This window comes from Brevundimonas sp. TWP2-1 (assembly GCF_049897645.1).
Lineage (GTDB): Bacteria > Pseudomonadota > Alphaproteobacteria > Caulobacterales > Caulobacteraceae > Brevundimonas.
Genome location: NZ_JAFCWR010000001.1, coordinates 1077931 through 1104824 on the forward strand (window position 1 = coordinate 1077931; position 26894 = coordinate 1104824).

At 66.3% G+C, this 26894-nt stretch carries 25 protein-coding genes and 1 pseudogene; 9 read left to right on the forward strand and 17 right to left on the reverse strand.

From position 1 onward, the window contains the following. Window positions 1-20: 20 nt before the first annotated feature. From ACP7BH_RS05405 to ACP7BH_RS05430, 6 genes are all read right to left on the reverse strand, one after another. Window positions 21-1091 (reverse strand): LacI family DNA-binding transcriptional regulator, encoded by a 1071-nt coding sequence (locus ACP7BH_RS05405; protein WP_425983046.1) that lies wholly within the window; start codon window positions 1089-1091, stop codon window positions 21-23. Window positions 1092-1448: 357 nt separating this feature from the next. After that, a complete protein-coding gene (mmsB, locus tag ACP7BH_RS05410; protein ID WP_425983044.1) occupies window positions 1449-2351 on the reverse strand; it encodes a 3-hydroxyisobutyrate dehydrogenase in 903 nt (300 codons plus the stop codon). Between the two features lie 28 nt (window positions 2352-2379). Continuing rightward, window positions 2380-3432, reverse strand: a complete 1053-nt coding sequence (locus ACP7BH_RS05415) for an enoyl-CoA hydratase/isomerase family protein (RefSeq protein ID WP_425983042.1) — start codon at window positions 3430-3432, stop codon at window positions 2380-2382. Further along, window positions 3429-3887 (reverse strand): hypothetical protein, encoded by a 459-nt coding sequence (locus tag ACP7BH_RS05420; protein WP_425983040.1) that lies wholly within the window; start codon window positions 3885-3887, stop codon window positions 3429-3431. Before ACP7BH_RS05420 ends, ACP7BH_RS05415 begins: the two co-directional genes overlap by 4 nt. 19 nt (window positions 3888-3906) lie before the next feature. Then, window positions 3907-5043 carry an isobutyryl-CoA dehydrogenase gene (locus ACP7BH_RS05425; RefSeq protein ID WP_425983038.1) on the reverse strand — a complete coding sequence of 379 codons (1137 nt, stop codon included), beginning with the start codon at window positions 5041-5043 and terminating at the stop codon, window positions 3907-3909. Window positions 5044-5180: 137 nt separating this feature from the next. Continuing rightward, window positions 5181-6683: a CoA-acylating methylmalonate-semialdehyde dehydrogenase gene (locus tag ACP7BH_RS05430; protein WP_425983036.1), complete on the reverse strand. Its 1503-nt coding sequence runs from the start codon at window positions 6681-6683 to the stop codon at window positions 5181-5183. 116 nt (window positions 6684-6799) lie between these two features. On the opposite strand from ACP7BH_RS05430, the gene ACP7BH_RS05435 reads away from it, so the two are divergent. Both ACP7BH_RS05435 and ACP7BH_RS05440 read left to right on the forward strand, forming a co-directional pair. Further along, on the forward strand, window positions 6800-7675 hold the full coding sequence (locus ACP7BH_RS05435; RefSeq protein ID WP_425983034.1) for a LysR family transcriptional regulator: 876 nt from the start codon (window positions 6800-6802) through the stop codon (window positions 7673-7675). A 111-nt stretch (window positions 7676-7786) separates the two neighbouring features. Further along, window positions 7787-8125: an energy transducer TonB family protein gene (locus tag ACP7BH_RS05440; RefSeq protein WP_425983033.1), complete on the forward strand. Its 339-nt coding sequence runs from the start codon at window positions 7787-7789 to the stop codon at window positions 8123-8125. A 134-nt stretch (window positions 8126-8259) separates the two neighbouring features. On the opposite strand, the gene ACP7BH_RS05445 is transcribed toward ACP7BH_RS05440, so the two are convergent. The 6 genes from ACP7BH_RS05445 to ACP7BH_RS05470 form a co-directional block, all read right to left on the reverse strand. After that, the gene (locus ACP7BH_RS05445; RefSeq protein WP_425984789.1) at window positions 8260-9555 is read right to left on the reverse strand and encodes a PQQ-dependent sugar dehydrogenase; all 1296 of its coding nucleotides are present in this window, start codon (window positions 9553-9555) and stop codon (window positions 8260-8262) included. An 8-nt stretch (window positions 9556-9563) separates the two neighbouring features. Then, the gene (locus ACP7BH_RS05450) at window positions 9564-9977 is read right to left on the reverse strand and encodes a DUF2231 domain-containing protein (RefSeq protein WP_425983031.1); all 414 of its coding nucleotides are present in this window, start codon (window positions 9975-9977) and stop codon (window positions 9564-9566) included. A gap of 100 nt (window positions 9978-10077) precedes the next feature. Beyond that, a complete protein-coding gene (locus tag ACP7BH_RS05455; RefSeq protein WP_425983029.1) occupies window positions 10078-10386 on the reverse strand; it encodes a hypothetical protein in 309 nt (102 codons plus the stop codon). Beyond that, window positions 10383-12929, reverse strand: coding sequence for a cytochrome c oxidase subunit I (gene ctaD, locus ACP7BH_RS05460; RefSeq protein ID WP_425983027.1), 2547 nt, complete (start codon window positions 12927-12929; stop codon window positions 10383-10385). Before ctaD ends, ACP7BH_RS05455 begins: the two co-directional genes overlap by 4 nt. Further along, complete coding sequence (gene coxB, locus ACP7BH_RS05465; RefSeq protein ID WP_425983025.1) at window positions 12926-13903, reverse strand: cytochrome c oxidase subunit II; 978 nt, start codon at window positions 13901-13903, stop codon at window positions 12926-12928. The genes ctaD and coxB overlap by 4 nt, the downstream gene beginning before the upstream one ends. Further along, window positions 13893-14288, reverse strand: coding sequence for a c-type cytochrome (locus ACP7BH_RS05470; RefSeq protein WP_425983023.1), 396 nt, complete (start codon window positions 14286-14288; stop codon window positions 13893-13895). The genes coxB and ACP7BH_RS05470 overlap by 11 nt, the downstream gene beginning before the upstream one ends. A gap of 226 nt (window positions 14289-14514) precedes the next feature. On the opposite strand from ACP7BH_RS05470, the pseudogene ACP7BH_RS05475 reads away from it, so the two are divergent. Further along, window positions 14515-14976: pseudogene (locus ACP7BH_RS05475) on the forward strand (c-type cytochrome); the annotation flags it as partial. A 7-nt stretch (window positions 14977-14983) separates the two neighbouring features. Here the strand turns inward: ACP7BH_RS05475 and ACP7BH_RS05480 are convergent. The 5 genes from ACP7BH_RS05480 to ACP7BH_RS05500 all read right to left on the reverse strand — a co-directional run bounded on the left by ACP7BH_RS05480 (window position 14984) and on the right by ACP7BH_RS05500 (window position 19413). Then, window positions 14984-15703, reverse strand: coding sequence for a cytochrome b (locus tag ACP7BH_RS05480; RefSeq protein ID WP_425983021.1), 720 nt, complete (start codon window positions 15701-15703; stop codon window positions 14984-14986). Beyond that, entirely contained in the window at window positions 15700-16407 is a 708-nt protein-coding gene (locus tag ACP7BH_RS05485) for a cytochrome c oxidase assembly protein (protein ID WP_425983019.1), read from the reverse strand. The genes ACP7BH_RS05480 and ACP7BH_RS05485 overlap by 4 nt, the downstream gene beginning before the upstream one ends. A gap of 264 nt (window positions 16408-16671) precedes the next feature. Further along, window positions 16672-17805 (reverse strand): FMN-dependent L-lactate dehydrogenase LldD, encoded by a 1134-nt coding sequence (lldD, locus tag ACP7BH_RS05490; RefSeq protein ID WP_425983017.1) that lies wholly within the window; start codon window positions 17803-17805, stop codon window positions 16672-16674. 9 nt (window positions 17806-17814) lie between these two features. After that, window positions 17815-18591 (reverse strand): SDR family NAD(P)-dependent oxidoreductase, encoded by a 777-nt coding sequence (locus ACP7BH_RS05495; RefSeq protein WP_425983014.1) that lies wholly within the window; start codon window positions 18589-18591, stop codon window positions 17815-17817. A gap of 24 nt (window positions 18592-18615) precedes the next feature. Next, window positions 18616-19413 (reverse strand): IclR family transcriptional regulator, encoded by a 798-nt coding sequence (locus ACP7BH_RS05500; protein ID WP_209308097.1) that lies wholly within the window; start codon window positions 19411-19413, stop codon window positions 18616-18618. Window positions 19414-19562: 149 nt separating this feature from the next. Between ACP7BH_RS05500 and rhmD the strand changes: the two genes are divergently transcribed. The 6 genes from rhmD to ACP7BH_RS05530 all read left to right on the forward strand — a co-directional run bounded on the left by rhmD (window position 19563) and on the right by ACP7BH_RS05530 (window position 26893). Next, the gene (gene rhmD / locus ACP7BH_RS05505; protein ID WP_425983013.1) at window positions 19563-20756 is read left to right on the forward strand and encodes an L-rhamnonate dehydratase; all 1194 of its coding nucleotides are present in this window, start codon (window positions 19563-19565) and stop codon (window positions 20754-20756) included. An 18-nt stretch (window positions 20757-20774) separates the two neighbouring features. Next, the gene (locus ACP7BH_RS05510; RefSeq protein WP_425983011.1) at window positions 20775-21623 is read left to right on the forward strand and encodes a fumarylacetoacetate hydrolase family protein; all 849 of its coding nucleotides are present in this window, start codon (window positions 20775-20777) and stop codon (window positions 21621-21623) included. Beyond that, window positions 21620-22369 carry an SDR family NAD(P)-dependent oxidoreductase gene (locus ACP7BH_RS05515; protein ID WP_425983009.1) on the forward strand — a complete coding sequence of 250 codons (750 nt, stop codon included), beginning with the start codon at window positions 21620-21622 and terminating at the stop codon, window positions 22367-22369. Before ACP7BH_RS05510 ends, ACP7BH_RS05515 begins: the two co-directional genes overlap by 4 nt. Window positions 22370-22379: 10 nt before the next feature. Continuing rightward, entirely contained in the window at window positions 22380-23282 is a 903-nt protein-coding gene (locus ACP7BH_RS05520) for an amidohydrolase family protein (RefSeq protein ID WP_425983007.1), read from the forward strand. Between the two features lie 63 nt (window positions 23283-23345). Then, complete coding sequence (locus ACP7BH_RS05525) at window positions 23346-24611, forward strand: sugar MFS transporter (protein WP_425983005.1); 1266 nt, start codon at window positions 23346-23348, stop codon at window positions 24609-24611. After that, on the forward strand, window positions 24611-26893 hold the full coding sequence (locus ACP7BH_RS05530) for a hypothetical protein (protein ID WP_425983003.1): 2283 nt from the start codon (window positions 24611-24613) through the stop codon (window positions 26891-26893). The genes ACP7BH_RS05525 and ACP7BH_RS05530 overlap by 1 nt, the downstream gene beginning before the upstream one ends. The last annotated feature ends 1 nt before the right edge of the window (window position 26894 follow it).

The window sequence follows — 26894 nt, forward strand, 5'->3', positions numbered from 1 at the left end:
TTGCGGCGACATGGCTGGACCTACCCTTTGTTGAACCTGGCGGACGATGCCGCCGCGGTGGACTGGCGTTCGACCAGGATCGGCCGAACGATTTCGCAAGCGGTGTCCTGGGCGTCGGCGTGCTGTCCGGCCTGAACGAGACCGATCAGGCGTTCGACGCCTCGACGGCCGATTTCCGCGATATTGACGCGCATGGTGGTCAGCGCGGGCCGCATCAGGGCGGCGATGGGCACGTCGTCGAACCCGACGACTGCGATGTCCTCGGGGCAGCGCACGCCGGCTTCCTGGAAGGCCAACAGGGCGCCGACGGCCATCATATCGTTGGCGGCGAAGACGGCGTCGGGCCGTTCAGGCATGGCGAGCAGTTGTGTCGCCGCGCGGTGGCCCGAGGCCTGGGAGAAGTCGCCCTCGACGATGATGGGGGCATGGCCGTCCAGCGCTGCGGCATAGCCCGCCGCACGCGTGTCGGCCTCGATGTTGCCGGCGGCGCCGCAGATGTGGGCGATGCGACGGCGTCCTGTGGCGATCAGATGTTCGACGGCGCCGACGGCGCCCCCGTGGTTGTCGATCATGATGGCGGCGCGTCCCGCATCGGCCGTTCCGCCGTTCATCAGCAGCACAGGCATGCGCCCGGCGAACTCGGACGCCAGGTTCGCGGCGCCGAGATGGGGCGACAGCACGATCATGCCGTCCACCCGGCCCCGCATCGACCGAACGGCCGCCAGGGTGTCGTCGGCCCCGTCATGCGAGCTGGAGACGATCAGGTGTTTGCCGTGGGCGCGCGCAGCCAAGTCCATGCCGCGGATCAGCTCGGAGAAGAACTCGCCGAACAGGTCGGGCAGGATGACGCCGATCGTGTCGTTCTTGCTGGTCGACAGGCTGCGGGCGCCGAAGTGCGGCACATAGCGAAGATCCTCGACGGCATCGAGAACGCGCTGGCGTGTCGCGTCCGATGTCACGCCCAGTCCGTTCAGCACGCGGGAGACCGAGGCCACCGACACCTGGGCGCGTTCGGCCACGTCGCGCATGGTGGCGGCCTTGGCGAAAGGCGGCCCTTCCTGCCGTGCAGACGCAACGCTGGGCGCAGCCATGTCCAATCGGATTCTCCCTGCTCCCTACCGTCCCGGCTCCTTCTCGAAGATCCGTCGATAGATGATGTAAGCGGTTACATGACACAGGAGCAATGTGAGCCGCAAGCCATGTTCGGCCGCATTTCGGGCTATTTTTCAGCGAAGCTTGGTCGTCGAAAACGCCGAGTAAAGACGCACCTTCCGACAAGCCGTTGCGGACGCTGGATTTTTTCAGGTTGCGTCCGCGAACGCCGTCCCCACGGCCAGGCTGCGCCGCGCGGCTTGGTCGCACCGGCGATGCGCTGGTCGAATTGACCGACCGGACACGAAGACGCCCGCACCATCGACGGGCGCGGGCGTCATCATCGATCGACCTTGTCAGGCGGGATTCAGATCCGACAGCCGGCCGCGCAGCATCTGCAGCATGGCCGAAAAGTCGCGACCGCCATGACCGATGCCGTCGAACAGGGCGTACATGGCCTCGGCCTGCGCACCCAACGGTGTCGAGGCGCCCGATTTGGCCGCCGCATCCTGGGCCAGTTTCAGATCCTTCAGCATCATGGCCGTGGCGAAACCGCCCTGATAGTCGCGGTTCGATGGCGCGGTCGGCACTGGGCCGGGCCAGGGATAATAGCTGGTGACACTCCAGCACTGACCCGAAGACTTGGACGCAATCTCGAAGAAGCGCTCGGGATCCAGGCCCAGCTTCTCGGCCAGGGCGATGGCCTCGCAGGTGCCCAGCATGGAAATGCCCAGCAGCATGTTGTTGCAGATCTTGGCCGCCTGCCCCGCCCCATGGTCGCCGGCGCGGATGGTGATCCGGCTCATGGGCTCCAGCGCCGCATTGACGCTAGCAAAGTCGCCCTCGTCGCAACCGACCATGAAGGCCAGCGTGCCCGCATCCGCCGCCGCCGTGCCGCCCGACACCGGGGCGTCGGCGAAGGCGTAACCGGCGGCCTTGGCCAGACCGGCGACCTTGCGCGCCGTCTCCACGTCGATGGTCGAGCAGTCCAGCAACAGGGCCGACGACGGCGCCGCGCCGATGATCAGTTCCGAATAGACCTTCAGCACATGCGGCCCGGCCGGCAGCATGGTGATGACGACCTCGGCGTCCTTGACGGCCTCGGCGACCGATGCGGCCGCAACGCAGCCGGCCGCGCTGGCCCGCTCCAGCGCCTGCGCCGACAGATCGAAGGCGGCGACCTCGTGGCCCGCCTTGGCTTGGTTGGCGGCCATGCCGCCGCCCATATTGCCCAGGCCGATGAAGGCGATCTTGGTCATGGTCTCTCTCCGTATGTCGGCGTCGTGGTCAGGCCAGCGGCGTCCATTTGTCATTGTCCGGCAGGGGCGCGAACAGCGCATCCAGCGTCGCATCGGTAACGCCCGACAGGTCCGCCGGGGACCATTTCGGGGCATTGTGCTTGTCCACGATCACGGCCCGCACGCCTTCCTGGAAGTCGTGGGTCGCGCCGATCCGGCCGCTGACGGCGTATTCGACGGCCATGTTGTCGCTGAACGACACGGCCTTCGCCCCCTCGCGGATGTGGCGCAGCGTGACCTTCAGCGAGGTCGGCGACTTGGTCTTCAGCGTCGCCAATTGCGCCAGGGCCCAATCCGACCCGTCCGCCTCCAGCGCCGCAAAAATCTCCTCGACCGTATCGAAGGCGAACAGCCGGTCGATGGCCTCGCGATGGGCGGTCAGAGGCGCAGGCCCGGCGTCCTTCGCATGACGGGCGGCGACCGCAGCCGGATCGGTGGGATCGGCCAGCAGATCGGCCTTCAAGGCCTCGACGGCGTCGCTCGGGACGAAATGGGTGTGGATGCCCAAGGCCACCGTATCCGCCGCCTTCAGCCGTGCGCCCGTCAACCCAATCCAGACGCCGGTCTGGCCCGGCAGACGCGGCAGGAACCACCCGCCACCGACCTCGGGATAGAGGCCGATGCCCGTCTCCGGCATGGCGTAGGTGGTGCGTTCGGTGGCGATGCGGACATCCGCCGGTTCCGAAATCCCGACCCCGCCGCCCATGACGATGCCGTCGACGATGGCGGTGATCGGCTTGGAATAGCCCAACATCAGGGCGTTCAGCCGGTATTCGGCCAGGAAGAAGGCCTTGGCGTCCACGCCGTCGCCCGCCCCACTGTCCGCGATCATGCGGATGTCGCCGCCGGCGCAGAAGCCGCGCTCGCCTGCGTGATCGATCAGGACGGAGGTCACCGCCGCATCCTCGCGCCACTCCAAAAGCGCCGCAATCATCGCCTCGCACATTGACCGGTTCAGCGCATGGATCGCTTTGGGCCGGTTCAGGGTGATGCGACCGACGCCAGCTTCGATGAGGGCTATGATTTCGGAGTTATCGATCATTCGAAAGCGTTCCTAAAAAGCGCCAAGCCTTTCCATCCATCACCATTCAGCTCTGGAGAAAGCTGACCAATGATGAGGCCAACCCAGCCTTTGCGTTCGTCACCCATCTTGTCTGCTATTTCTTTGGATAGGGAGAATGGTCTCCAACTAACCATGTCGCCTGGCTTGAGACGGGGGCCGTACGGAGCGGAGGTTTCCGCAATGGTCTCGAAGCCTCCCCCGTCGCCACAAACGTGGATGAGCGCAACCTGAATACCGTCGTCACGCTCCAGCACACTTTTCGAAGCACCAAACAACTTGGATGGGTCCAAAACAACGGCTGGCAAATCGGAACCGGGGCGAATTTTACAGACCATGTAGGCCGACGCATATTCAATAGCCGCTGCCCCATCCTTAAAAACCAATGGGTATGGGAGTCCAAGCGGCGACCTTCTGGATTTACCCCAGCCGAACATTTTCACCTCCGATTTTGTCCTACCGCGCCATCTCCCGCGCGATGATCACGCGCATGATCTCGTTGGTCCCTTCCAGGATGCGGTGAACCCGCAAATCCCGGACGATCCGCTCCAGCGGATAGTCCTTCAGATAGCCATAGCCGCCGTGCAGTTGCAGGGCCTCATCGGCGATCTGGAAACAGGCGTCGGTGGCCAGCCGCTTGGCCATGGCGCACCATTTGGTCTTTTCAGGGTGGTCGGTGTCGATGGCCCAGGCGCCGCGCAGCACCATCAGCCGCGCCGCCTCCAGATCCGTGGCCATGTCCGCCAGACGGAACTGCAACGCCTGGAACTCGCCGATCGGACGGCCGAACTGTTTGCGCGTGGCCACGTAATCCTGAGCCGTCTCCAGCGCCAGCCGCGCGCCGCCCAGCGAACAGGCGGCGATGTTCAGCCGCCCACCGTCCAGCCCGGCCATCGCGTAGCGGAAACCCGCTCCCTCTTCGCCCAGCAGATTGGCAACCGGAACGCGGCAGTCGTCGAACTGGACGATGGCGGTCGGCTGGGCGTTCCAGCCCATCTTGCGCTCCTGCGCCCCGAACGACAGGCCGGGCGTCCCGGCCTCGACGACGATGGCGGACACGCCTTTGGCCCCGTCCCCGCCCGTACGGACCATGACGACATAGAGGTCGCTTGTCCCTGCACCCGAGATGAAGGCCTTGGACCCGTTCAGCACATAGTGGTCGCCGTCACGCACGGCCGTGGTCCGCAGCGCCGCCGCGTCCGATCCCGACCCCGGCTCGGTCAGACAATAGGAGGCGATTTTCTCCATGCCGACCAGATCCGGCACGAACCGCGCGCGCAGATCGTCCGAGCCGAACCGGTCGATCATCCAGGTCGCCATATTGTGGATCGAGATGAAGGCCGCCGTCGCCACGTCGCCGCGCGACAGCTCCTCGAAGATCAGCGCCGCCTCGACCCGGCCCAGGGCCATGCCACCGTATTCTTCGCCGGTATAGATGCCGCAGAAGCCCATCTCGGCCGCCTGCTTCATCACCGCGACGGGGAAGTGTTTCTCCTCGTCCCAGCGGGCCGAGTGCGGAGCCAGTTCGGCCTCGGCAAAGGCGCGCGCCGCGTCCTGTATGGCGCGCTGATCGTCGGTAAGGGCGAAATCCATGATCTCTAAACCTGCTCCGTCATCCTCGGACTTGATCCGAGGATCAGACGCGGGGGCGAATTGTGAGTCCCCGTCGTCGCATTAGCGGCGGACAATCCGGCCCTCGGGTCAAGCCCGAGGGTGACGGCGTTTTGGGGTCAGCGCATCGTCGGAATGACGAACGAACTGTCCGAATGCTCCAGCGCGCTGTCCGGCCAGCGGGCCGTCACGGTCTTGGTCTTGGTCCAGAAGCGGACGCCCTCCATGCCGTGCTGGTTGATGTCGCCGAAGGCCGAGCGCTTCCAGCCGCCGAAGGTGTGATAGGCGACCGGCACCGGGATCGGCACATTGATGCCGACCATGCCGACATTGACGCGGGCGGCGAAATCGCGGGCCGCGCGGCCGTTCTGGGTGAAGATGGCGACGCCGTTGCCGTACTGGTGGTTCGACGGCAGGGCCAGCGCCTCCTCGAAGGTCTCGGCACGCACGATCTGCAGGACGGGGCCGAAGATTTCCTCCTGATAGGACGACATCTCGGGCTTCACATGGTCGAACAGCGACGGGCCGATGAAATAGCCCTTCTCGTGCCCTTGCAGGCTGAAGTCGCGGCCATCGACGACCAGTTCAGCGCCTTCCTGAACACCCTTTTCGATCCAGCCGGCGACGCGGTCGCGGTGCTGGGCGGTGACGACGGGGCCATAATGGGCGCCGGCGTCGGTCGAGACGCCGACGCGCATCGACGGGATTTCCGCCACCATTCGCTCGCGCAGTTCGTCGGCTGTCTTTTTGCCGACCGGGACCACCACCGGCAGGGCCATGCAGCGTTCGCCGGCCGAGCCATAGGCGGCGCCCGCCAGATCCTTGATCACCTGGTCCATGTCCGCGTCTGGCAGGACGATGCCGTGGTTCTTGGCCCCGCCCATGGCCTGGACCCGCTTATGGTTCGCCGCGCCCGTCTGATAGACATAGTGGGCGATGTCGGACGAACCGACGAAGCTGACCGCATGAACCAGTGGATGGGTCAGGATGGCGTCCACCGCCGTCTTGTCGCCATGCACCACGTTCAGCACCCCATTGGGCGCCCCGGCCTCCAGCATCAGCTCTGCCAAGCGCACCGGCAGGGACGGATCCCGCTCGGACGGCTTCAGCACGAAGGTGTTACCGACCGCGATGGCCACGCCGAACATCCACATCGGGATCATGCCGGGGAAGTTGAACGGGGTGATGCCCGCCACCACGCCCAGCGGCTGGCGCATCGAATAGACGTCGATGCCGGGGCCTGCGCCTTGCGTATATTCGCCCTTCAGCGCGTGGGGGATGCCGCACGCGAACTCGATCACCTCAAGCCCGCGCTGGATGTCGCCCTTGGAGTCGGCGATGACCTTGCCGTGTTCGCTGCTGAGCAGCTCGGCGAGCTCATTCATCCGCGCCTCGACCAGGCGCTTGAAGTCGAACATGACCCGGGCCCGGCGCTGGGGATTTGTCGAGGCCCAGCCGTCGAAAGCGTTCTGCGCCGCCTGGACCGCACGATCGACCTCGCCGGTCGTCGCGAGCTGCACGCGCGCCTGAACGTCGCCCGTGTTGGGATCGAACACGTCGGCGAAACGCCCGGACGCGCCGTCGAAGGCCGCACCGTCGATGAAGTGGCGGATGTCGCGCATGGCCGGATCTCCCTGATCGTTCTTTTGTTCGCCTATGGCTATCACCCCGGCGCGCGTGTCGATAATGCAAAGTTGCAGCCAGCTTTCTGCGTTTTTGCATGACAGGAACATTCGCGATGTTCGACTGGGACGACCTTCGCATCTTCATCGCCGCCGCGCGCGCGGGATCGCTGGGCGGCGCGGCCGTGCGCCTTGGCGTCGATGCGGCCACCGTCGGGCGACGTGTGGCGCGGCTGGAAAGCACGCTGAAATCCACCCTCGTCGTCCGGTCCACCACTGGGCTTCAGCTGACGGCGGCGGGCGCCCAGTTGCTCGACATGGGACTGGAGGCCGAAAGCGCGATGGAGGCCGCCGCTCGCGTAACCCAAGCCGACACCTTGGCCGGCGTCGTCCGCATCAGCGCCTCGGAAGGGTTTGGCGTCAGCATCGTGGCCCCCGCCCTGCCCGCCTTGCGCCGCACCAGTCCCGGCCTGCGGATCGAACTGGCGGCGACCTCCGGCTTCCTGTCGCCGACCCGGCGCGAGGTGGACATGGCGATCACCCTGGCCGCGCCCGACGCCGCGCGCCTGATCGTCGAGCCCCTGACGCCCTATCAGTTGGCCCTCTACGCCTCGCCCGACCATCTGGCGCAGCACGGCGCGCCCCAGACCATCGACGACCTGACCGCCTTCGACATCGTCGGCTATATTGACGACCTGATCTATGCGCCCGAGCTACGATACCTCGACGAGGTGCGCCCCGGCCTGACGCCTCACGTCGCCTCGTCCTCGATCCGCGCCCAGAAGGAAATCATCGCGGGCGGCGGCGGCATCGGCGTCCTGCCCTGCTTCCTGGCCGAAGGTCTGGTGCGCGTCCTGCCGTCCATCCTGATCGAGCGGCGGTTCTGGCTGGCCACCCACAGGGACGTTCACGACACAGCCCGCATGCGCACGGTTCGCACATGGCTGAAGGCCTTGTGCGAGGCCCGCCAGGCCAGCCTCAGACCGTTCTGAGCCCACCACGCGATAGCGGTGTGTTTTTTCTGACGCAGGGTGTCGGGTTTTCCAGCTTTCAGGGAACAGAGGTCGGGCTCAAATCTTAATAGAGGGCGAACGAGGCCCGTTATGACCCTGACCCTTAGCCTGACCCTGATCACGACGCTTTTGGGCGCTCCGACTGCGCCCATGCTCAAGGACGCGGCCTTGTACGCCGCGCCCAAGGCCGCTGTGGAGCAGACTTTTGCACCACAGGCCTCCACCGAGCGGTTCAGCGTTCGCCTGCGCTGCACGGCGCTGGCGTCGGGCCATGTCACGGACTGTGTCGTTCTGGAAGAAACGCGTCCGGGTCTCGGCTTTGGTGAAGCGGCGCTGGCCCTGATGGACGGCGCGGAAGTGACGCCGATCATAGAACGCGGTCGGGCGGTGGATGCCCCATTCGAACGCACCATCGACTTCACGCCCTGAGCCCAGCGTCGCTCGAAGACACGCCTCTCACCCGAAGATATACTGACATCGCATTCAAACTCGTCTGGACGCTAGGTCCAGGTGACGTTCGAAACCGACGGCTCACCCAGACGATTGGGTGAGCCGCTTTTCGTTCAGCGTGTCGGAGCGATGCGCCAGACTGTGTTGGACAGATCGTCGGCTACCAGCAGAACGCGCTTGTTCGGATCGAAGGCCACGCCAACCGGGCGGCCGCGCGCTTCGCCGTTCTTCAGGAAGCCGGTGGCGAAATCGACCGGCGGGCCCGCCGGGCGACCGCCGTTGAAGGGCACCCAGGCGACCTTGTAGCCGGACGGATCCTGGCGGTTCCAGCTGCCGTGCATGCCGATGAAGGCACCATTGGCGAACGCGCCGCCGAAGCCGCCATTGCGGGCGAAGTCGATGCCCAGCGCCGCGACGTGCGAGCCCAAGGCGTAGTCGGGCGCGATGGCCTTGGCGACCATCTCCGGGTTCTGCGGCATCACGCGCGGATCGCGGTTCTGACCCCAATAGCTGTAGGGCCAGCCATAGAAGGCGCCGTCCTTCACCTGGGTCAGGTAGTCCGGCACCAGTTGCGGGCCCAGCTCGTCGCGCTCGTTGACCACCGACCACAACAGGCTGGTCGTCGGCTCGATGGCCAGGGCGGTCGGGTTGCGAATTCCGGTGGCGATGGTCCGGCGGGCGCCGGTCGCGCGGTCGATCTCCCAGACCACGGCCCGCTCTTCTTCCACGGCCATGCCGCGTTCGCCGATGTTGGAGTTGGAGCCGATGCCGACATAGAGCTTGGTCCCGTCGGCGCTGACGGTCAGGGCCTTGGTCCAGTGGTGGTTGATCCGCGAAGGCAGTTCGGTGACCCGCTCGGCCGGCGTCGCGATGCCGGTCTGGCCCGGCTGGAAGGCGAAGCGGACCAGCGCGCCCTGTTCGGCGACGTAGAGAGACCCATCGACATAGGCCAGGCCGTAGGGCGCATCCAGGTTTTCGACCAGGACGGTGCGCAGTTCGGGGATGCCGTCATTATTGGCGTCGCGCAGCAGGGTGATGCGGTTGCCGCCTTTGATCTTGGTGTTGCCCTGTTTCTTGATCACGCCGGCGATCACGTCCTTGGGCCGCAAGGGCGGAGCGTGGCCGCCGCGTCCCTCGGCGATCAGGACGTCGCCGTTCGGCAGCACCAGCATCTGGCGGGGGATTTTCAGGTCGGTGGCGAAGGCGCTGACGGTGAAGCCTGCCGGCACGGTCGGCGTCTCGCCGTTCCAGTTTGCGGGCGGGCTGATCTTCATCGCCGGGACCAGGGTTTCGTTGACCTGGGGCAGGTCGGGCGTGGCACCGGTCTGGTTCAGCTTGGGATCGCTGGCGTTGCCGCACGAGGCGACTGTCAAGGCCATGGCGAGGGTCGCGGCGCTGGCGGCGAGCATATTCTTGTTCATCGGACGCTCTCCCGCGCGGCATAGGCGGTCCAGCCGGCGACCAGGACCAGGATTGTGCAGAGGACGGACAGGATCAGGCCGAATGCGCCGACCGAGCTCCAGGCGTCCTGACTGTGCTTAAAGGCGTTGACCAAGCCCAGCACCCAGGCCAGGGCCAGGGCGACCAGATGGATCAGCGCGCGGCGCGACCGGCCGAAAACGAAATCGACAATGGAAAAGATCCCGGCGACGCCGCCGAACACCAGGGCGCCGGCGATCAGCCAGGCCGAGAAGTTGGTCCACTGGATCTCGGCCGTCTTCAGATAGGCGATGTCGGTGAACAGGGCGAAGGTGAACAAGGCGATCGGAAACGCCAGCAATAGGCCGTGCAGCGGTCGAACGACCGCGCCTGATAGTCCGTGGGTGCTCATATCGGCCCTCTCCTGAAGTCTAGCTTGGCTAACCGTCTGATCGGGAAATGGTTCACCCGCTTTGAATATCGGCGCCGCGTCATTTCCGCCCGACGGTCGCTCAGACTGGCGCCAGAAGCACCAGGGTCTGAAACACCACGCCGATCCCGCCCAGCAGTCCGCCTGCGACCGCCAGTCGAAGGCCGAAGGCGCGGGTCTCGTCCGTGGGCTTCATTCGCAGCCAGACGATGCAGCGCCAGCAAAGGCCGGCGATCACCAAAAGACAGATCAGGCTGAAGACCAGCCCCGCTCCGTTCCACGCCCCGGCGTCGTCGCGGGCCACGTCGCTGGCGCTCGACAGCAGGTAAAGGCCCATAAAGTGGGCGGCCCAGATCAGCAGGCCGCCCAGCATCAGCAGCCAGAACCTCATGCGCCCACACCGGGGAACAGGCGGATCAGCAGGGTCGTCGCCGCCCCCTGAACCGCCGTGAAGGCGACGAACAGGGCGACCACTTCAAAGGTCGCCGGGTAGCGGGACGACACGAGACCACAGAGCCAGCGCAGCAAGACGAACGGTCCCATCAGAAGCGAGATGCCGACGAACGTCCCCTGCCAGGCCAACAGCGCATAGACGGTCGCGCCCTGGCTGGACGCGTCGGGACGCAGGCCCGAGTTCCACCAGGCGGACGCCTCCGCCGCGAAGGCCCCGCCCGCCGCCACGGTCGCGGCCAGCATCAGGACGGCGGCGATGCCGGCGCTGCGGGGCCGGTCCAGTTTCAGTGCGCCTTGAGACGCCCAGGCGCCGACGCCGGCGGCTGCGAGCAGGCCCAGCGTCAGCGGCAGCGAACCGATCTCCGGCGGCGCCTGCCACAGATCCGGCCGACGGCTCCACAAGAAGACGTAGGAGAAACAGGCCATGATCGCGACCATGCCCGACACGATCAGGGTGATGACCATGGCCCACCAGCCATGACTGCTGGGGCCGGAGACATAGGTCGGCAATCGCACGCCGCCGCCCACATCCACCGTCGCCGGGCCGCTGGGCCGATCCAGGCCCCAGCACCATTTGAGGATGCAATAGATGGCCAGAACGCCGCTGATGACCGACGCCAGATAGGCCTGGATCGTCAGGATCAGGAAGAATCCCGCCGTGAAGATCGCGCCCCACACATACCAGCTGGACGGCCGGGGCATGCGTTGCAGATATTGCGGCTCGGCGTTGATCGGACTGGTGATCATCGTCTCGCGCTCGCCACGTGGCGCGCCGGGCAGGAAGTAGCGGCCGGCCTCCACGTCTCGCGCCAAGTCGGGCTGGTCCCAGACGGGATACAGGCTCTTGATCACCGGGACAGAACGCAGCGAATACCTGCCGGACGGCAGCCACTCCAGCCCCGGCCCGCCGAAGACATTGCCCGCGTCCTTGTTCCCGAACGGACGGAAGTTGCGGACCATGTCGACGACCCACAGCAGGACCGCCAGGCCGAACATGAAGGAGCCGACGGTCGAGATCATATTGGGCAGATCCCAGCCTCGCTCCGGCAGATAGGTATAGACCCGGCGCGGCATGCCCATCAGCCCGGTCAGGTGCATGGGCATGAAGGTCACGTTGTGGCCCACGAACATCAGCCAGAAGATCCACTTGCCCCACCGCTCGCTCAGCGGCCGGCTGCTGGACATCGGGGTCCAGTAGTAGATGGCCGCGAAAAGGGGGAAGACCATCCCGCCGATCAGGACATAGTGCAGGTGAGCGACGATGAAATAGCTGTCGTGGGCCTGCCAGTCGAACGGGACCATGGCGACCATCACCCCGGTCAGCCCGCCCATGACGAAGATCATCAGCCCGCCGACCGCGAACAGGCCGGGCGTGTTGAACCGCATCTTTCCGGCCGCCAGGGTGGCGATCCAGGCGAAGACCTGCACCCCCGCCGGAACGCTGACGGCCATGGAGGCGGCGCTGAAATAGTTGATCGAGATCTGCGGCATGCCCGTGGTGAACATGTGGTGGGCCCAGACGCCGAAGCTGATGAAGCCCGTCGCCAGCATGGCCAGCACCACCAGCCGATAGCCGACCAGCTTGGTCTGGGCGACCGCCGGGATCAGGGTCGACATGGCCCCCGCCGCCGGCAGGAAGATGATGTAGACCTCGGGGTGGCCGAAGAACCAGAACAGGTGCTGCCACAGCATGGGGTCGCCGCCCTTGGCCGCATCGAAGAAGGGCCAGCCCAGGGCGCGTTCCAGCTCCAGCAGAAGCGTGGACAGGATGATCGACGGAAAGGCGATGATGATCATGCAGGCGAAGATCAGCATGGCCCAGGCGAAGATCGGCAGCTTTTCCAGCGTCATGCCGGGCGCGCGGGTCTTCAGCACCCCGACGATGATCTCGATGGCGCCGGCGATGGCCGAAATCTCGATGAAGCCGATGCCCAGCAGCCAGAAGTCGGCGTTGATACCCGGCGAATAGGTGGTCGAGGTCAGCGGCGGATACATGAACCAGCCGCCGTTCGGCGCCAGGCCGAAGAACAGCGAGGCGAAGAAGCACAGCCCCCCGACCAGATAGGCCCAGAAGGCGTAGGCGCTGAGCCTCGGGAACGGCAGGTCGCGCGCGCCCAGCATCTGGGGCAACAGCAGTACGCCCAGCGCCTCGACCGCCGGGACGGCGAACAGGAACATCATCACCGTGCCGTGCATGGTGAAGATCTGGTTGTAGGTCTCCTGCGCCAGGAAGCCCGTCATCGGAAGGGCCAGCTGGGTCCGCATCAGCAGGGCCAGCACGCCTGCCAGCACGAAGAACAGCATGGCCGCGCCGACGTAATAGACGCCGATGTAGTTGTTGTTGATCGCGGTGATCCACTCCCACGGACGACGCGGGCCGCACCAGACCTCTTCGAGCTGCTCCAGCTCGCCCTCGGGCCGGGGCTCGGTCGTGGGGAAGCGTTTGTAGAGTTCGGGATCGAACCCGGTTTCCGAACTCATTTCAGGCTTTCCAGATAGGCGGCGACGGCGCGCACGTCCTGGCCCGACAGGACCGCATAGGACGGCATCCGGTTACCCGGCTTCAGGCTCTGGCTGTCGGAGATCCAGCCCGCCATCGTCCCCTGATTGTTCGGCAGGATGCCGGCGCCCAGCGTCTGACGCGATCCGACATGGGTCAGGTCCGGGCCAGCCAACCCGTTCGCCTCGGTCCCGCGAATGGTGTGGCAGGCGGCGCAGCCCGAGGCGGCGAAGACGTTGCGCCCCTGGTCGATGAGCGCCAGCGGTCCTTGGGCTGACGGCACGGCGGCGGCAGGCCGCGACTGGCGCTCAAGCCACGCCGCATAGTCTTCCGGCGCATGGGCCACAACCACCAGCCCCATCAGGGCGTGCGGCCCGCCGCAATATTCCGCGCACTGACCGCCATAGGTTCCAGGCTGATCGGCCTGAAGGCGCATGAAGTTGCGACGGCCGGGGATCATGTCGGTCTTGCCGCCCAGGCGCGGCACCCAGAAGCTGTGGATCACGTCGGCGCTTTCCAGCTCGAACACCACCGGCTGTCCGGCGGGGATGTGAACCTCGTTGGCGTCCTGGACGATCTCGCGACCCTGGCCGTCCAGATAGGCGACGCGCCACCACCACATCTCGCCCGTGACGCGCACCCGCATCTCGCCCGGCTTTGGCGCATCGGCGACCCGCGCCGTCGTGGTCAGCCCATAGATCAGCAGGCCCGTCAGCACGACTACCGGAAACACCAGGCCGGCAATCCAGATCAGCCGCTCGCCCCCGACCCGCCGCTTCCACTTGCGCGGCCCGAACAGGGCGACGCCAAGCGCGACCAGAACCACGACCATCACCACCGCCGCCATGACGAACAGCACCCAGGCCACGGTCTGGATCGGTCCGGCGAACGGTCCGGCCGGGTCGAGCACGGGCGGGGGCCAGCCAGCGATTCCGGGAGGAGCTTCAGTCTTCATCGAGCGTATACAGATAGGCCGCGATGTCGCGGGCTTGGTCTTGCGTCAGGGGCATGGGCGGCATGGCGGTTCCGGGGTCCATCGACGGCGCGTCGATCAGCCAGCGGATCAGGACATCGGGCTGGTTCGGCAGGCGCCCGGCGATCAGGGGCCGCGCGCCAAAACCGGCCAAGTTCGAGCCCGACCGTCCCTCGGGCCAGGCGACGCCGGGAATCCTGTGACAGGCGGCGCAACCGACCTCCTCGATCACCGCCAGTCCTGCGGCCGCGTCGGCCTGAACCACCGGCCGGGGCAGGTCGGCCTTGTCCACGCAGGCGCACAGGGCAAGCGCCAGCGCGCCGACCGTCACCCGTCCCATCGCCTCGCCCGTCGTCCTAAAACCCATCCGCCCCCCAAAGCTTCGCCTGACCAATCCCCTTGCCGGACGGAGGTTCCCGACTGCGACATGGAGCCCCGTCGAAATCCAATGCGGAACCTCCGCCATAAGCAGGTGTTGCACAGCCGTGCGCGCCACCCTTTCCGCCCTACTCCTGCTGACCGGCCTGTCCGCCTGCGATTCCACGCCGGGCCAGACGGATCGCGCTTTTGCCGCAAACGGCCAGGTGATCGCCATGAGCGGCGGGGCTGGCGGAGCGGCTAACGCCTGTTTCACCTGCCACGGTCTGGACGGCGGCGGAGACGGCGTGGCGGCCCCGCGTCTGGCGGGTCTCGACGCCGGCTATCTGCAGAAACAGATGGAAGACTACGCCTCAGGCCTGCGCCCCGATGACGCCATGACCCGTATCTCCAAGGCGCTGGACCAGCAGGGCCGGCGCGAGGTCGCAGCCTATTATGCGTCCCTGCCCGTTCCACAAACCCAGGTGCCGGCCGCGGCCCCCGCGCCCGCGATCTATCTCCAGGGCAACGCTTCACGCGGCATCGTCGCCTGCGCCTCCTGCCATGGCGCGGACGGTCAAGGGTCCGGTCAGGGCGGCAATCCCCAGATCGCAGGCCAGCCCGCCGCCTATACGTTGGAACAGATCCACCGCTGGAAGTCGGGCACGCGCCGCAACGATCCGCGCGGGGTCATGGCCGCCGCCGTCAAATCGCTTTCGGCCCCAGAAGCCCGCGCCATAGCGTCCTGGCTGTCGACGCAACCCGCTTCTCCAGCGCCCGCCAGCGCCGCTGCCACCGGGTCCGCTTCCGTTGCCGCAGCGGCACGACCGGCAGCATCGCGTGAAACACGTCGTCCCTATCGATCAGATGGTGCTTGAGCGCCGCGCCCGCGTGGATCGGGATCATCAGCAACAGGGTCACGACCAGGCCCCAGTGCATCCATTCCGCCGCCGCCTCGATCGCCCATAGCTGAGTGTTCGACAAGTCCTGAAGCGGCAACAGCGGCCATTTGATGAAACCCAACGTCTCCAGCTGCCGCGTCCGATCCGTCGCCGAGATCATCGCCCAGCCCGACAGCGGCAAGCCGAACAGGCAGATGTAGAAGACATAGTGGGTCACATGGGCGGCCATGCTCTCCCACCCCGGCTTGTCCGCATCATTGATCAGATTGGGCGCCAACAACCGCCACGACAGCCGCCCGATCACCAGGATCAGCATCAGCACCCCGACTGCGAAATGCAGGTCATAGGCCGCCATCATCGCCCCGCCCGCGGGTTGACGCCCCATCCACCAGCCCCAGCCGAGCTGGAAGATCACAAGGGCCGCCATGACCCAGTGAAACAGGATGCCGACAGGCGAATACCGCCCCTCGTCATGGTGCCCCGCCGCCCATGCGAGCAGTTGCGTAAATAGCTTCTCGATCACGCCGCCCGCGCCTCGACATCAGGCCCGATCATTTGACCCAGCCGCCAAAGCGCCGCGAACAGATACAGCGCCGCTGCCGGCGCCCACATGATCAGCCCGGCCGCCTGCTGGTCCTCCAGCGGCGTCATGCCCCAAGCCAGGGTGGTGTAGGCATGCGGCGCATAGACGGCCTGCCCCGCAAAGGTCAGCACCGCTCCCAGCAGCCCCATCGCCAACATGGCCGCCAGAAGCGCCACGACCGCCGCCGGCGCCGTGGTCGCCCGCGCGCAGGCCCAGAACCAGACTGCGCTGGCAAGCAGACTGATCTGCATCACCCAATAGGCGCCGTCATTTGACAGGGCGGCGAAATAGGCCCCTGGCGCATGCCAGGCCCAGAAAATGACCGCCTGAACCGCCGTCGCCAGCAACAGCGACCCATATCGCCTGACCGGCAAGGCGCCGGCCAGCAGAGGCGCGGCCACGCCGACCAGCAAGACGTGATGCACCGTCCGCGCCGAGAACAGCGCCGAACTCAAAGCGCACAAGGGCGAGACGAACCCCACCGCCAGCACCGCCATCGCCGCCAGACCAAAGACGCGTCGCCGCCCTTCGAGCCGCAGCGCAATCAGACCCGTGGCGACGGCCAGAACCACCAGCAACACCGGATCCAGATTCCACCGCCACTCGCCGAAGTCAGGGGCGACGCCGCAATAGGGCGTCCACATCCCCCCCGCCCTTATAATCGCACCTTCGGCTGCCATACGCCCCCCTCAAGCTTATGCTTGAAAGCCGATCATGGCCTCAACGGTTCCCGTAGAAATGAATTGGCATCTTATCGGGTCGCCGTGGACGCTCCGCGACATCTTCGATCGGCGGCCCAAAGTCTGGTGGATGCACGACTGCGCCCCTTCGTCGCCGGCGCAATCACAGTATTGGTCATCGTCGGCGAGATATGCACGGGCGCGCTGCCGTTGCCCAGCTATCTCCCATCAACTCGCCAGAGACGTTCCGTTGATGTCCCCCACCGACTTCACGCCGGTCAACGTCATGGCCACCCGCATCTCCTTCTCGAACAGATCGAGTAGATTGCCCACGCCGGCCTCACCGCCCGCCGCCAAGGCATAGACGAAGGCCCGGCCCAGCATGACGGCGTCGGCGCCCAGGGCGATGGCGCGCACCACGTCCAGCCCGTTGCGAATGCCGGAATCGACCAGGATCTTCAGATCGCCCTTCACAGCCTCGGCGATGGCCGGCAGGGCGCGGGCGGACGACAGCACACCATCTAACTGACGCCCGCCGTGGTTCGACACCACGATGCCGTCGGCGCCGAAGCTGACCGCGTTACGCGCGTCCTGAGCGTCCAGTATACCCTTGATGATCATCGGCCCGTCCCAGAAGTCGCGGATCCACTGCAAGTCCTTCCACGAGATCGACGGATCGAAGTTGTTGGCCAGCCAGCCGATATAGTCGGCCAGGCCCGTCGGCTTGCCCAGATAGGCCGAGACATTGCCCAGGTCGTGCGGCCGGCCGTTCAACCCCACATCCCAGGCCCACATCGGATGGGTCATGGCCTGGACCATGCGGCGGATCTCGGCATTGGGGCCGCTCATGCCCGAATGGGCGTCGCGATAGCGCGCGCCGGGGGTCGGCATGTCGACGGTGAAGACCAGAGTCTTCACCCCCGCCGCCCTGGCCCGCTCCAGCGCATTCCTCATGAAGCCCCGGTCGCGCAGCACATAAAGCTGAAACCACATAGGCCGGTCGATGGCCGGCGCCACCTCCTCGATCGGACATACCGAGACGGTGGATAGGGTGAAGGGCACGCCGCGTGAGGCCGCCGCCCTGGCCGCCTGAACCTCGCCGCGCCGGGCGTACATGCCGGTCAAACCGACGGGCGCCAGGATGATGGGCAGGCGCAATGTCTCGTCGAACAGCCGGGTTTCCAGACTGAGGCTGGTCATGTCCTGCAGCACGCGCTGGCGCAGCGCGATGGCCTGCCAGTCCTCGACGTTGCGGCGCAGGGTCTGTTCGGCGTAGGCGCCGCCGTCGATGTAGTGAAACAGGAAAGGCGGCAGCTTGCGCCGCGCCGCCTCTCGGTAATCGCCCGGCGACGAGATGATCACGCGCCCGTCCTACTGGAAGTTGGCGAAGGCGCCGCCGTCAACCAGCAACGCCGCGCCGGACATGTAGGCCGCCATGTCCGAGGCCAGGAAGGCGACGACCGAGGCGATGTCCTCGGGCTTGCCCAGACGCCCCAGGGGGATGCGGCCCTCCATGTATTCACGCTTGGTCGGGTCGGCGAGATCGTCCTTGTTGATGTCGGTGGCGATGGTGCCTGGCAGGACCGAGTTGCAGCGGATGCCGTGACGCCCCAGGGCGACGGCGCAGGATTGCATCAAGCTGTGCACCCCCGCCTTTGTCGGGGTGTAATGGGTCTGCATCTCGCCGCCGACCAGGGCCGAGATCGAGCTGATGGCGACGATGGCCCCGCCCCTTCCCTCGGAATCTTGGCCTTGTTTCACCATCTGGTTCGCCGCCGCCTGGGTCATGAAATAGGCCCCGTGCAGATTGACCTCCATCGTGCGGCGCAGGGTCTCGACTGGCATGTCGAGGAAGGCGTGAAACGGACAGATGCCGGCGTTGGAGACGAAGACGTCCACGCGCCCGAACGCCTCGACCGCCGCATTCACGAAGGTCGTCGCGCTGTCCGGTTGGGCCACGTCGGCGTCGACCACGATGGCCTTACGGCCCAGGGCCTTGATCTTGGCGACCACCTCGGCGGCGACGGCCTCGTCCTTGTAGGTGTTGAGGGCGACGTTCGCGCCCTGGCGTGCGGCTTCTATCGCCGTCGCCCGTCCAATACCCCGCGATGCGCCCGTGATCAGGACGACCTTGTTTTCAAGCAGCATGCGGGCTCCGACGTTTTACTGTGTTCAGGGTTTCGGCAACCAACCGAGGTCGGCGCTGATGGCGTTGGCGGCGTCGGTGACGGTCTTGGTCAGTTCCGTCATCCGGGCGTCGGACATGTATTGGGCGGCCGAGGAGACGCTGAGCGCGGCGACGATATGGCCATCGACCGAACGGATCGGGGCGGCGACGCAGCGGATCTGGTCCTCGTTCTCTTCCAGGTCGAAAGCGTAGCCCTTCTGGGCATAGCCGTGCATCCGCTCCAGCCAGACGGCGCGGGCCGACGAATCATAGGGCGCACCCTCGGGCGCATAGAAGTCGATCCACTCAGGCTCGGACTTGTCGAGAATCAGGGCCTTGCCCAGACCGGTCGAGGCGATGGGATGCCGTTCGCCCAGGCGCGAGCCGATGTTGATGCGGCGGCGACCGGCGACCTTGTCCAGATAGAGAGCGTGGCGACCGTCCAGGACGCCCAGATGAACCGTATCGTCGGTCTGGGCCGACAGCTGTTCCAGCCAGGGCCGGGCGACGCGCGGCAGATGCATCTGCTGGCTGGCGGCATGGCCCAGCTCCAGCAGTTTCGGACCCAGGCTGTAGCCCTCTCGCGGGCGGAACGACAGCAGGCGACGATCCACCAGGGCAGAGGCCAGGCGGTGGGTCGTGCTGCGGGTCAGGTCCAGCTTCTCGGACAGCTCGGCCAGAGGCAGAGAGCCCTCCATCAGGGCGTCGATCACGTCCAGGCCGCGCAGCAGGGTCTGACTGCCGGACGCCTTGGCGCCGACTTCTTCTTCCCCATCGACCTGTGCGGTCTTGATTGACGCCACTCGTCCCATTTCGTAATCCTCATTCTCAGAATGTAGCAAAACACGCAAGCTTGTCCGGAAAACAGGATCGAGTTTGACGCGGCGCACGGAGGAAAGCCAGTGAAATCCCGCATGATGGGAGCAAATCACCAGATGCCGGTGATTTCTCAATGAGCCGCCTTCCGAAGATCAAACACGTCCGCGCCTTCGTCGTGAAGAACGAAGGAACCGGCGGTGGGGCCGACTATCACGATCAGGGTGACGGTCACTGGATCGACGACCATATCGCTACGCCGATGGCGAAATACCCCGAATATCGCCAGAGCCGCCGCAGCTTCGGCATCAATGTGCTAGGCACCCTGGTCGTCGAGATCGAGGCCGAGAATGGCGTGGTCGGTTTCGCGGTGACGACCGGGGGTGAACCCGCCGCCTACATCGTGGAGAAGCATCTGGCCCGTTTCCTGGAGGGTCGCGATCCGTCCGAGGTCGAGAAGATCTGGGACCAGATGTATTTCTCGACCCAGTACTATGGCCGCAAAGGTTTGGTCGTGAACGCCATCTCGGGCGTCGATCTGGCCCTGTGGGATCTGCTGGGCCGCCTGCGTCAGGAGCCGGTCTTCGCCATGCTGGGCGGGGCGGTGCGCGACGAGCTGACCTTCTACGCCACCGGCGCGCGGCCCGACAAAGCCAAGGAGTTGGGCTTCATCGGCGGAAAGATGCCCCTGCACCACGGCCCCGCCGAAGGCGAGGAAGGTCTGCGCAAGAATCTGGCCGAGCTGGAAGCCATGCGCAACGCTTGCGGCGACGACTTCTGGTTGATGTTCGACTGCTGGATGGCGCTGGACCTGAACTACGCCACCCGCCTGGCGCATGAAGCACACAAGCTCGGGCTCAAGTGGATCGAGGAGGCGCTGAGCCCCGACGACTACTGGGGCTATCAGGCGCTGAAGAAGAATGCGCCCAAGGGGATGCTGGTCACCACCGGCGAGCACGAGGCGACCCGCTGGGGCTTCCGCATGCTGCTGGAGATGGAGTGCTGCGACATCATCCAGCCGGACGTGGGCTGGTGCGGCGGCGTGACCGAACTGATCAAGATTTCCGCCATGGCCGACGCCAAGGGCGTGCTGATGATCCCGCATGGATCGTCGGTCTATTCCTACCACTTCGTCGTGACGCGCCATAACAGCCCGTTCGCGGAGTTCCTGATGATGGCCCCCGGCGCCGACGAGGTGGTGCCCATGTTCCATCCGCAACTGATCGGCGAGCCGGTTCCCGTGAACGGCAGGCTGAAGGTGCCCGACACGCCCGGGTTCGGCGTCGAGCTGAACCGCGACATCGCCCTGCTTCGCCCCTACGCGCGCTAAGACGAAAGACACTCAAGAATGAAACTGCTGCGTTATGGTCCCAAGGGCCAGGAAAAGCCGGGCACGCTGGACGCCGAGGGGCGCATCCGCGACCTGTCGGGCGTTGTCGCCGACATCACGCCGGATCAACTGCATGGCGCGGCGCTGGAGGCGCTGAAGGCCATCGACCCGACCACCCTTCCCCTCGTCGAAGGCGAGCCCCGCTATGGCGTGCCGGTCAACGGCAGCCGCAAATTCATCGCCATCGGCCTGAACTTCGCCGACCATGCCGCCGAATCCAACCTGCCCATCCCGGCCGAACCCGTCGTCTTCACCAAGGCCATCACCTGCCTGAACGGGCCGAATGACGACGTGATCATTCCCCGCGGCTCGGAAAAGACCGACTGGGAAGTCGAGCTGGGCATCGTGATCGGCAAGCCCGCCACCTACGTCACCCAGGACGAGGCGCTGGATCACGTCGCCGGCTATGTGCTGATCAACGACGTGTCCGAGCGCGCCTATCAGACCGAGCGCGGCGGCACCTGGGACAAGGGCAAGGGTTGCGACACCTTCGGCCCCGTCGGCCCCTGGCTCGTCACCACCGACGAGGTCGGCGACGTTCATAACCTGGACATGTGGCTGGACCTGAACGGCAAGCGGATGCAGACCGGCAACACCAAGACCATGATCTTCGGCGTCGCCGAGATCGTCTCCTATCTGTCGGAGTTCATGACGCTGGAGCCCGGCGACCTGATCACCACCGGCACCCCGCCCGGCGTCGGCCTGGGCCAGAAGCCGCCCCTGTATCTGAAGCCCGGCGACACGGTTCGCCTGGGCATCCAGAAGCTGGGCGAACAGGGCCAGACCTTCGTGGAATGGACCCGATGAGTGCTTACAAAGGGCGGTTCGAAGGCCGCACCGCCGTCGTCACCGGCGGCGCCTCGGGCCTGGGAAAGGCCTCGGCCGCCCGCATCGTCGCCGAGGGCGGCATGGTCGTGCTGTGGGACCTGAACGCCGATGCGCTGAAGGCGACGGCCGAAGAGGTCGGCGCGACCCACGTCGTGGCCCTGGACGTGTCTGACGCCGACGCCGTCGCTGCGGCGGCCGAGCAATCGAACACGGCCCTGGGCCGCATCGACATCCTGATCGCCTCGGCCGGCATCACCGGCGCCACCGTGCCGGTGCACGAATTCCCGATCGACAGCTGGAAGCGGGTCGTCGACATCAATCTGAACGGCGTCTTCTACTGCTCGCGCGCCATCGTGCCCTTCATGTTGGCCAACGGCTATGGCCGCATCGTCAATGTGGCCTCGGTCGCCGGCAAGGAAGGCAATCCCAACGCCAGCGCCTATTCGGCGTCCAAGGCAGGCGTGATCGGTTTCACCAAGTCGCTGGGCAAGGAACTGGCCGGCAAGGGCGTCATCGCCAACAGCCTGACCCCCGCCACCTTTGAAAGCCCGATCCTGGCCCAGATGCCGCAAAGCCAGGTCGACTACATGCGCTCCAAGATCCCCATGGGCCGTCTGGGCGAGGTCGATGAGAGCGCCGCCATGGTCTGTTTCATGGCCTCGGAAGAATGCAGCTTCACCACCGCCTCGACGTTCGACACGTCGGGCGGACGCACGACCTACTAGGCGCGCGCGGGTGGCTTCTGATCTTCGTATCGTCGATGGCCACGTCCACCTGTGGGACCTGTCGCGGGCGCGCTATGGCTGGCTTCAGGACGATCCCCTGCCGAACAATCCGGCGGGGGACATGTCGCCCATCGCGCACGAGAACTATCTGCTAAAGGACTACCTCGCCGACACGGCCGGCTGGCGCGTGGACAAGATCGTCCACATCGAGGCCGGCCAGCCCATCGGCCGGCAACTGGCCGAAACCGATTGGCTCCAGTCGCTGGCGGATGACTACGGCTATCCGCACGCAATCGTCGCCGGCGCCGACCTGCTCGACCCCGACCTCGACGCCCTGCTGGAGGCCCACGCCGCCCGGCCGCACGTGCGCGGGATCCGCCAGATCGTCTGCTGGCACGAGGATCCGCTGAAGACCTATACCGACCGCGACCTGCTGCGCGATCCGCAGTGGGTCGAGGGCTTCGCCAAGCTGGCGCGTCACGGTCTGTCGTTCGACCTTCAGCTCTATCCATCGCAGATGGGGACCGCCGCCATCATCGCCGCGCGCCATCCCGACATCCCCATGATCGTCAATCACGCCGGCCTGCCGACCGACCGCGACGACATCGGCATGGAGCGCTGGCGTACGGGCCTGCGCCTGCTGGCCGCCCAGCCCCAGGTCTCGATCAAGATCTCGGGCCTGGGCATCACCGACCGCACGTGGACACCCGACAGCATCCGCCCCGTCGTTCTGGACTGCATCGACGTCTTCGGGACCGAGCGGGCCATGTTCGCCTCCGACTTCCCGGTCGAGAGCGTCCACGGAAGCTTCGACGCCTTCTACTCCGCCTTCGCCACGATCACGGCCGACTTCTCGGCCGACGAACGCGACCGCCTGTTCGCCGCCAACGCCGAGGCGATCTACCGCATCTGACACCCAGTCCGCCGAAGCCGCAGCAAGACGGCTAGGCCCGAGGAAATCCAGGAGAGTAACCCCATGGTCATCGAGACCGACGCCGCCCACACCCCCGGAGGCCTGGCCAAACCCGCCGGTTCGCTGAAGGGGCCGCTGGCCTTCGCCATCGCCTGTTTCCTGATCTGGGGCCTGGCCTACGGTCTGCTGGACGTGCTGAACAAGCATTTTCAGGAGACGCTGAGCATCAGTCAGGCCGACAGCGCCTGGCTGCAGATCGCCTATTTCGGCGCCTATCTGCTGCTGTCGATCCCGGCGGGCATGTTGCTGCATGCGCGAGGCTACAAGTTCGGCATCGTGTCGGGCCTGGCGGTCACCGCCATCGGCGCCCTGTTGTTCATTCCGGCGGCGGGCGCGGGCGCCTTCCTGCCCTTCGTCGGCTCGATGTTCGTGCTCGCCGCCGGCCTGTGCATCCTGGAGACCAGCGCCGATACCTACGTCAACGTCCTGGGCGATCCAGCCAAGGCCTCGCAGCGGCTGAACCTGGCCCAGTCGTTCAATGCCCTGGGCGTCTTCTTCGGCCCGCTGATCGGCGGCGCCGTCTTCTTCAGCCCGACCACGACCGAAGCCCTGGGCGGCGCGACCCGCTCGATCCAGATCGTCTACGGCCTGATCGCCGTCGGCGTGGTCCTGTTCGCCCTCGCCGTCTGGCGCGCCCGCCTGCCGGAGACCGGCCTGTCGGACCACGGAAACGCGGTTGAGGGCGACGCCCCCGCCCTGCCCCTGTCGAAGCAGCCGCACTTCATCGCCGGCGTGATCACCCAGGCCCTCTACATCGGCGCCCAGGTCGGCATCGGCGCCTATTTCATCAATCTGGTGACCCACAACTGGCAGGGCCTCACGTCGCAGCAAGGCGCCTTCATGCTGTCGCTGGCGGCCATCGGCTATCTGGTCGGTCGCTTCTTCGCCACCGCCCTGCTGCTGAAGGTCAGGCCCCGCGTCCTGCTGACCACCTATGGCGTGATCAACGTCGTCCTGACCCTGGTCGTTGCCGCCGGCATCGACAAGGTCTCGCCCATCGCCCTGCTGGCCGTCTTCTTCTTCATGTCCACCATGTTCGCCACCATCTTCGCCCTGGGCACCACCGGCCTTGGCGCCGGGACCAAGAAGGCCTCGTCCCTGATGGTCATGGCCATCGGCGGCGGCGTCCTACTGCCTTGGCCCATGGGCAAGATCGCGGACTTGTACGGCGCCAACGTCGCCTTCCTGCTGCCCGCCGTCTGCTTCGCCGTCGTCGCCTGGTACGGTTGGAAGGGCGCCGGCCTTGGACTGAAGAAGGATGCCGCCTGATGCGTCTTCGCACCGCCCTGCTCGCCTTCACCCTGCTGGCCGGCCCCACAGCCGCCTGCGCCCAGACGGTGACGCCTACCGCCGCCGTCGCGCCCGCCGCGCCGATAGATCGTCACGCCCTGGTCACGCGCCACAACGTCAGCCTGACCGCCATCGACCGCCATGCCCCGATCATGCTGGGCAATGGCGACCTGGGCTTCACCGCCGACATCACCGGGCTCCAGACCTTCCCGGAACAGTATTCGGAACTGTCGCCCCTGCTGACCATGGCCCAGTGGGCTTGGCACAGCTTTCCCAATCCGAACGGCTATACCGAACAGGACGGCCTGATCGACGTGCCCGTGCCGGGTCGGGGCGAACAGCCCTATGCCTGGATGAAATCATGGGACGTGGCGGAAACCCAGCCCGCCTACACCTGGCTGCGGGCAAATCCGCATCGGTTCTCGCTCAGCCGCATCGGCCTGACCTTCGCCGACGGCCAGCCGCTGGACTTCGCAAAGGTCTCCGACACGCGCCAGACGCTGGACCTGTGGTCCGGCGCTCTGACCAGCCGCTTCACCTATGACGGCCAGCCGGTCGAGGTCGTCACCCGCGTCCACCCGACGCTGGACATCGTCATGGTCGAGATCGCCTCGCCTCTCGTTGCAGCCAATGGTCTGGGCGTCCAGGTCCGCTATCCCGGCGTGAACCCCGCCATCAATCCCGACCCGACGACGTTCGAGGCGTCGGGCGCGCAAAGCCTGAGCGTCGTCGCCCACGACACGGGCGACGTCCGCATTCGCCGCACCTTGGACGACACCACCTATTATTCCGGCATCACCGCTTCCGGTAAGATCGAACAGAGCGGCGCCGACACCTTCCGCGTGGCCGCCGCTGGTCGCGACCGGCTGACCGTCATGGTCCGCTTCGACCAACAGGCCCAGACGCCCGCCACGCCCGCCTACAGCGCCGGCGTCCAGGCGACGACCGCCCACTGGAACCGCTTCTGGACCCAGGGCGGCGCCGTGGATTTCACGGGCTCGACCGACCCGCGCGCGGCCGAGCTGGAACGTCGCGTTGTCCTGTCACAGTATCTGTCAGCCGTGAACGGCGCCGGCGAATTGCCCCCGCAGGAAGAAGGGCTGTTTTCCAACAGCTGGTACGGCAAGTTCCACCTGGAAATGCACCCTTGGCACGCCGGCTGGCAGGCCATGTGGGGCCACCCCGACATGCTGGAGCGCAGCCTGCCCTGGTATGTCGGCAATCTGGACAACGCCCGCGCCGAAGCCGCCCGTCACCATGTGAAGGGCGCCTGGTGGCCCAAGATGGTCGGGCCCGAGGGCCGCAACAGCCCCAGCCTGGTCTCGCCCTTCATCATGTGGCAGCAGCCGCATCCGATCCTGCTGGCCGAACTGGTCTGGCGCGCCGAAAAGGATCCGGCCGTGCTGGATCGATATGGCGAGGTGGTCGAGGCGACCGCCGACCTGTTGGCCTCCTGGCCCATCGAACACGGCGGCCGGCTGAACCTGGGCACGCCGATGATCCCGGCCCAGGAGAACTACGATCCCCTGACCACGGTGAACCCGACCTTCGAGGTCGAGTATTTCCGCTGGGCGCTGGAAACCGCGCAAGCCTGGCGTGAACGCGAGGGCCAGGCCCGCCGCGCCGACTGGGATCAGGCCCTCGCCAAGATCGCGCCGCCGCCGATTAAGGACGGCCTGTATCTGCCGATCGAGAACCTGCCGGACTTCTGGGAAACAGCCATGTCCGACGCCTGCCGCAAGCACGCGGCGGCCGCCCAGTGCAAGAACCGCGACCACCCCTCCTTCCTGATGGCCTATGGCTTCATCCCCGGCGCGCGGATCGATCCCGCCGCCATGCGCCGCACCTTCGAGGCGGTGGAGCAGACCTGGGACGTGCGCCAGACCTGGGGTTGGGACTTCCCGATGATGGCCATGACCGCGGCCCGCATCGGCGAGCCGGAAAAGGCCGTCGATTGGCTGTTCGCCGACCTGAAAAACAATCAATGGGGCGTCACCGGCATGACCCCGCGCGTTCACCTGGACGAGCACGCGGACGAACTCGTCCCCGTCTCGGCCGGCGCCGGCGGCGTCGAGATGGCGGTCAATCCCGACGGTCCCGGCTATCGCCGCGCCGCCGAGACCTATTTCCCGTCCAATGGGTCGCTGCTGATGGCTGTCGGCCTGATGGCGGCGGGCTGGGACGGATCGAGCGGCCACGCCCCCGGCTTTCCGAAGGACGGCTGGACCGTCCGGGTCGAAGGCCTGACCCCCGCGCCGTAAT

What these genes read in the sequence shown, in the direction of transcription:
- ACP7BH_RS05405 (WP_425983046.1), bottom strand. Translation starts at nt 1,091, where the DNA reads ATGGCTGCGCCCAGCGTTGCGTCTGCACGGCAGGAAGGGCCGCCTTTC.
- mmsB (WP_425983044.1), bottom strand. Translation starts at nt 2,351, where the DNA reads ATGACCAAGATCGCCTTCATCGGCCTGGGCAATATGGGCGGCGGCATG.
- ACP7BH_RS05415 (WP_425983042.1), bottom strand. Translation starts at nt 3,432, where the DNA reads ATGATCGATAACTCCGAAATCATAGCCCTCATCGAAGCTGGCGTCGGT.
- ACP7BH_RS05420 (WP_425983040.1), bottom strand. Translation starts at nt 3,887, where the DNA reads ATGTTCGGCTGGGGTAAATCCAGAAGGTCGCCGCTTGGACTCCCATAC.
- ACP7BH_RS05425 (WP_425983038.1), bottom strand. Translation starts at nt 5,043, where the DNA reads ATGGATTTCGCCCTTACCGACGATCAGCGCGCCATACAGGACGCGGCG.
- ACP7BH_RS05430 (WP_425983036.1), bottom strand. Translation starts at nt 6,683, where the DNA reads ATGCGCGACATCCGCCACTTCATCGACGGTGCGGCCTTCGACGGCGCG.
- ACP7BH_RS05435 (WP_425983034.1), top strand. Translation starts at nt 6,800, where the DNA reads ATGTTCGACTGGGACGACCTTCGCATCTTCATCGCCGCCGCGCGCGCG.
- ACP7BH_RS05440 (WP_425983033.1), top strand. Translation starts at nt 7,787, where the DNA reads ATGACCCTGACCCTTAGCCTGACCCTGATCACGACGCTTTTGGGCGCT.
- ACP7BH_RS05445 (WP_425984789.1), bottom strand. Translation starts at nt 9,555, where the DNA reads ATGCTCGCCGCCAGCGCCGCGACCCTCGCCATGGCCTTGACAGTCGCC.
- ACP7BH_RS05450 (WP_425983031.1), bottom strand. Translation starts at nt 9,977, where the DNA reads ATGAGCACCCACGGACTATCAGGCGCGGTCGTTCGACCGCTGCACGGC.
- ACP7BH_RS05455 (WP_425983029.1), bottom strand. Translation starts at nt 10,386, where the DNA reads ATGAGGTTCTGGCTGCTGATGCTGGGCGGCCTGCTGATCTGGGCCGCC.
- ctaD (WP_425983027.1), bottom strand. Translation starts at nt 12,929, where the DNA reads ATGAGTTCGGAAACCGGGTTCGATCCCGAACTCTACAAACGCTTCCCC.
- coxB (WP_425983025.1), bottom strand. Translation starts at nt 13,903, where the DNA reads ATGAAGACTGAAGCTCCTCCCGGAATCGCTGGCTGGCCCCCGCCCGTG.
- ACP7BH_RS05470 (WP_425983023.1), bottom strand. Translation starts at nt 14,288, where the DNA reads ATGGGTTTTAGGACGACGGGCGAGGCGATGGGACGGGTGACGGTCGGC.
- ACP7BH_RS05485 (WP_425983019.1), bottom strand. Translation starts at nt 16,407, where the DNA reads ATGTGGACGCCCTATTGCGGCGTCGCCCCTGACTTCGGCGAGTGGCGG.
- ACP7BH_RS05495 (WP_425983014.1), bottom strand. Translation starts at nt 18,591, where the DNA reads ATGCTGCTTGAAAACAAGGTCGTCCTGATCACGGGCGCATCGCGGGGT.
- rhmD (WP_425983013.1), top strand. Translation starts at nt 19,563, where the DNA reads ATGAGCCGCCTTCCGAAGATCAAACACGTCCGCGCCTTCGTCGTGAAG.
- ACP7BH_RS05510 (WP_425983011.1), top strand. Translation starts at nt 20,775, where the DNA reads ATGAAACTGCTGCGTTATGGTCCCAAGGGCCAGGAAAAGCCGGGCACG.
- ACP7BH_RS05515 (WP_425983009.1), top strand. Translation starts at nt 21,620, where the DNA reads ATGAGTGCTTACAAAGGGCGGTTCGAAGGCCGCACCGCCGTCGTCACC.
- ACP7BH_RS05525 (WP_425983005.1), top strand. Translation starts at nt 23,346, where the DNA reads ATGGTCATCGAGACCGACGCCGCCCACACCCCCGGAGGCCTGGCCAAA.
- ACP7BH_RS05530 (WP_425983003.1), top strand. Translation starts at nt 24,611, where the DNA reads ATGCGTCTTCGCACCGCCCTGCTCGCCTTCACCCTGCTGGCCGGCCCC.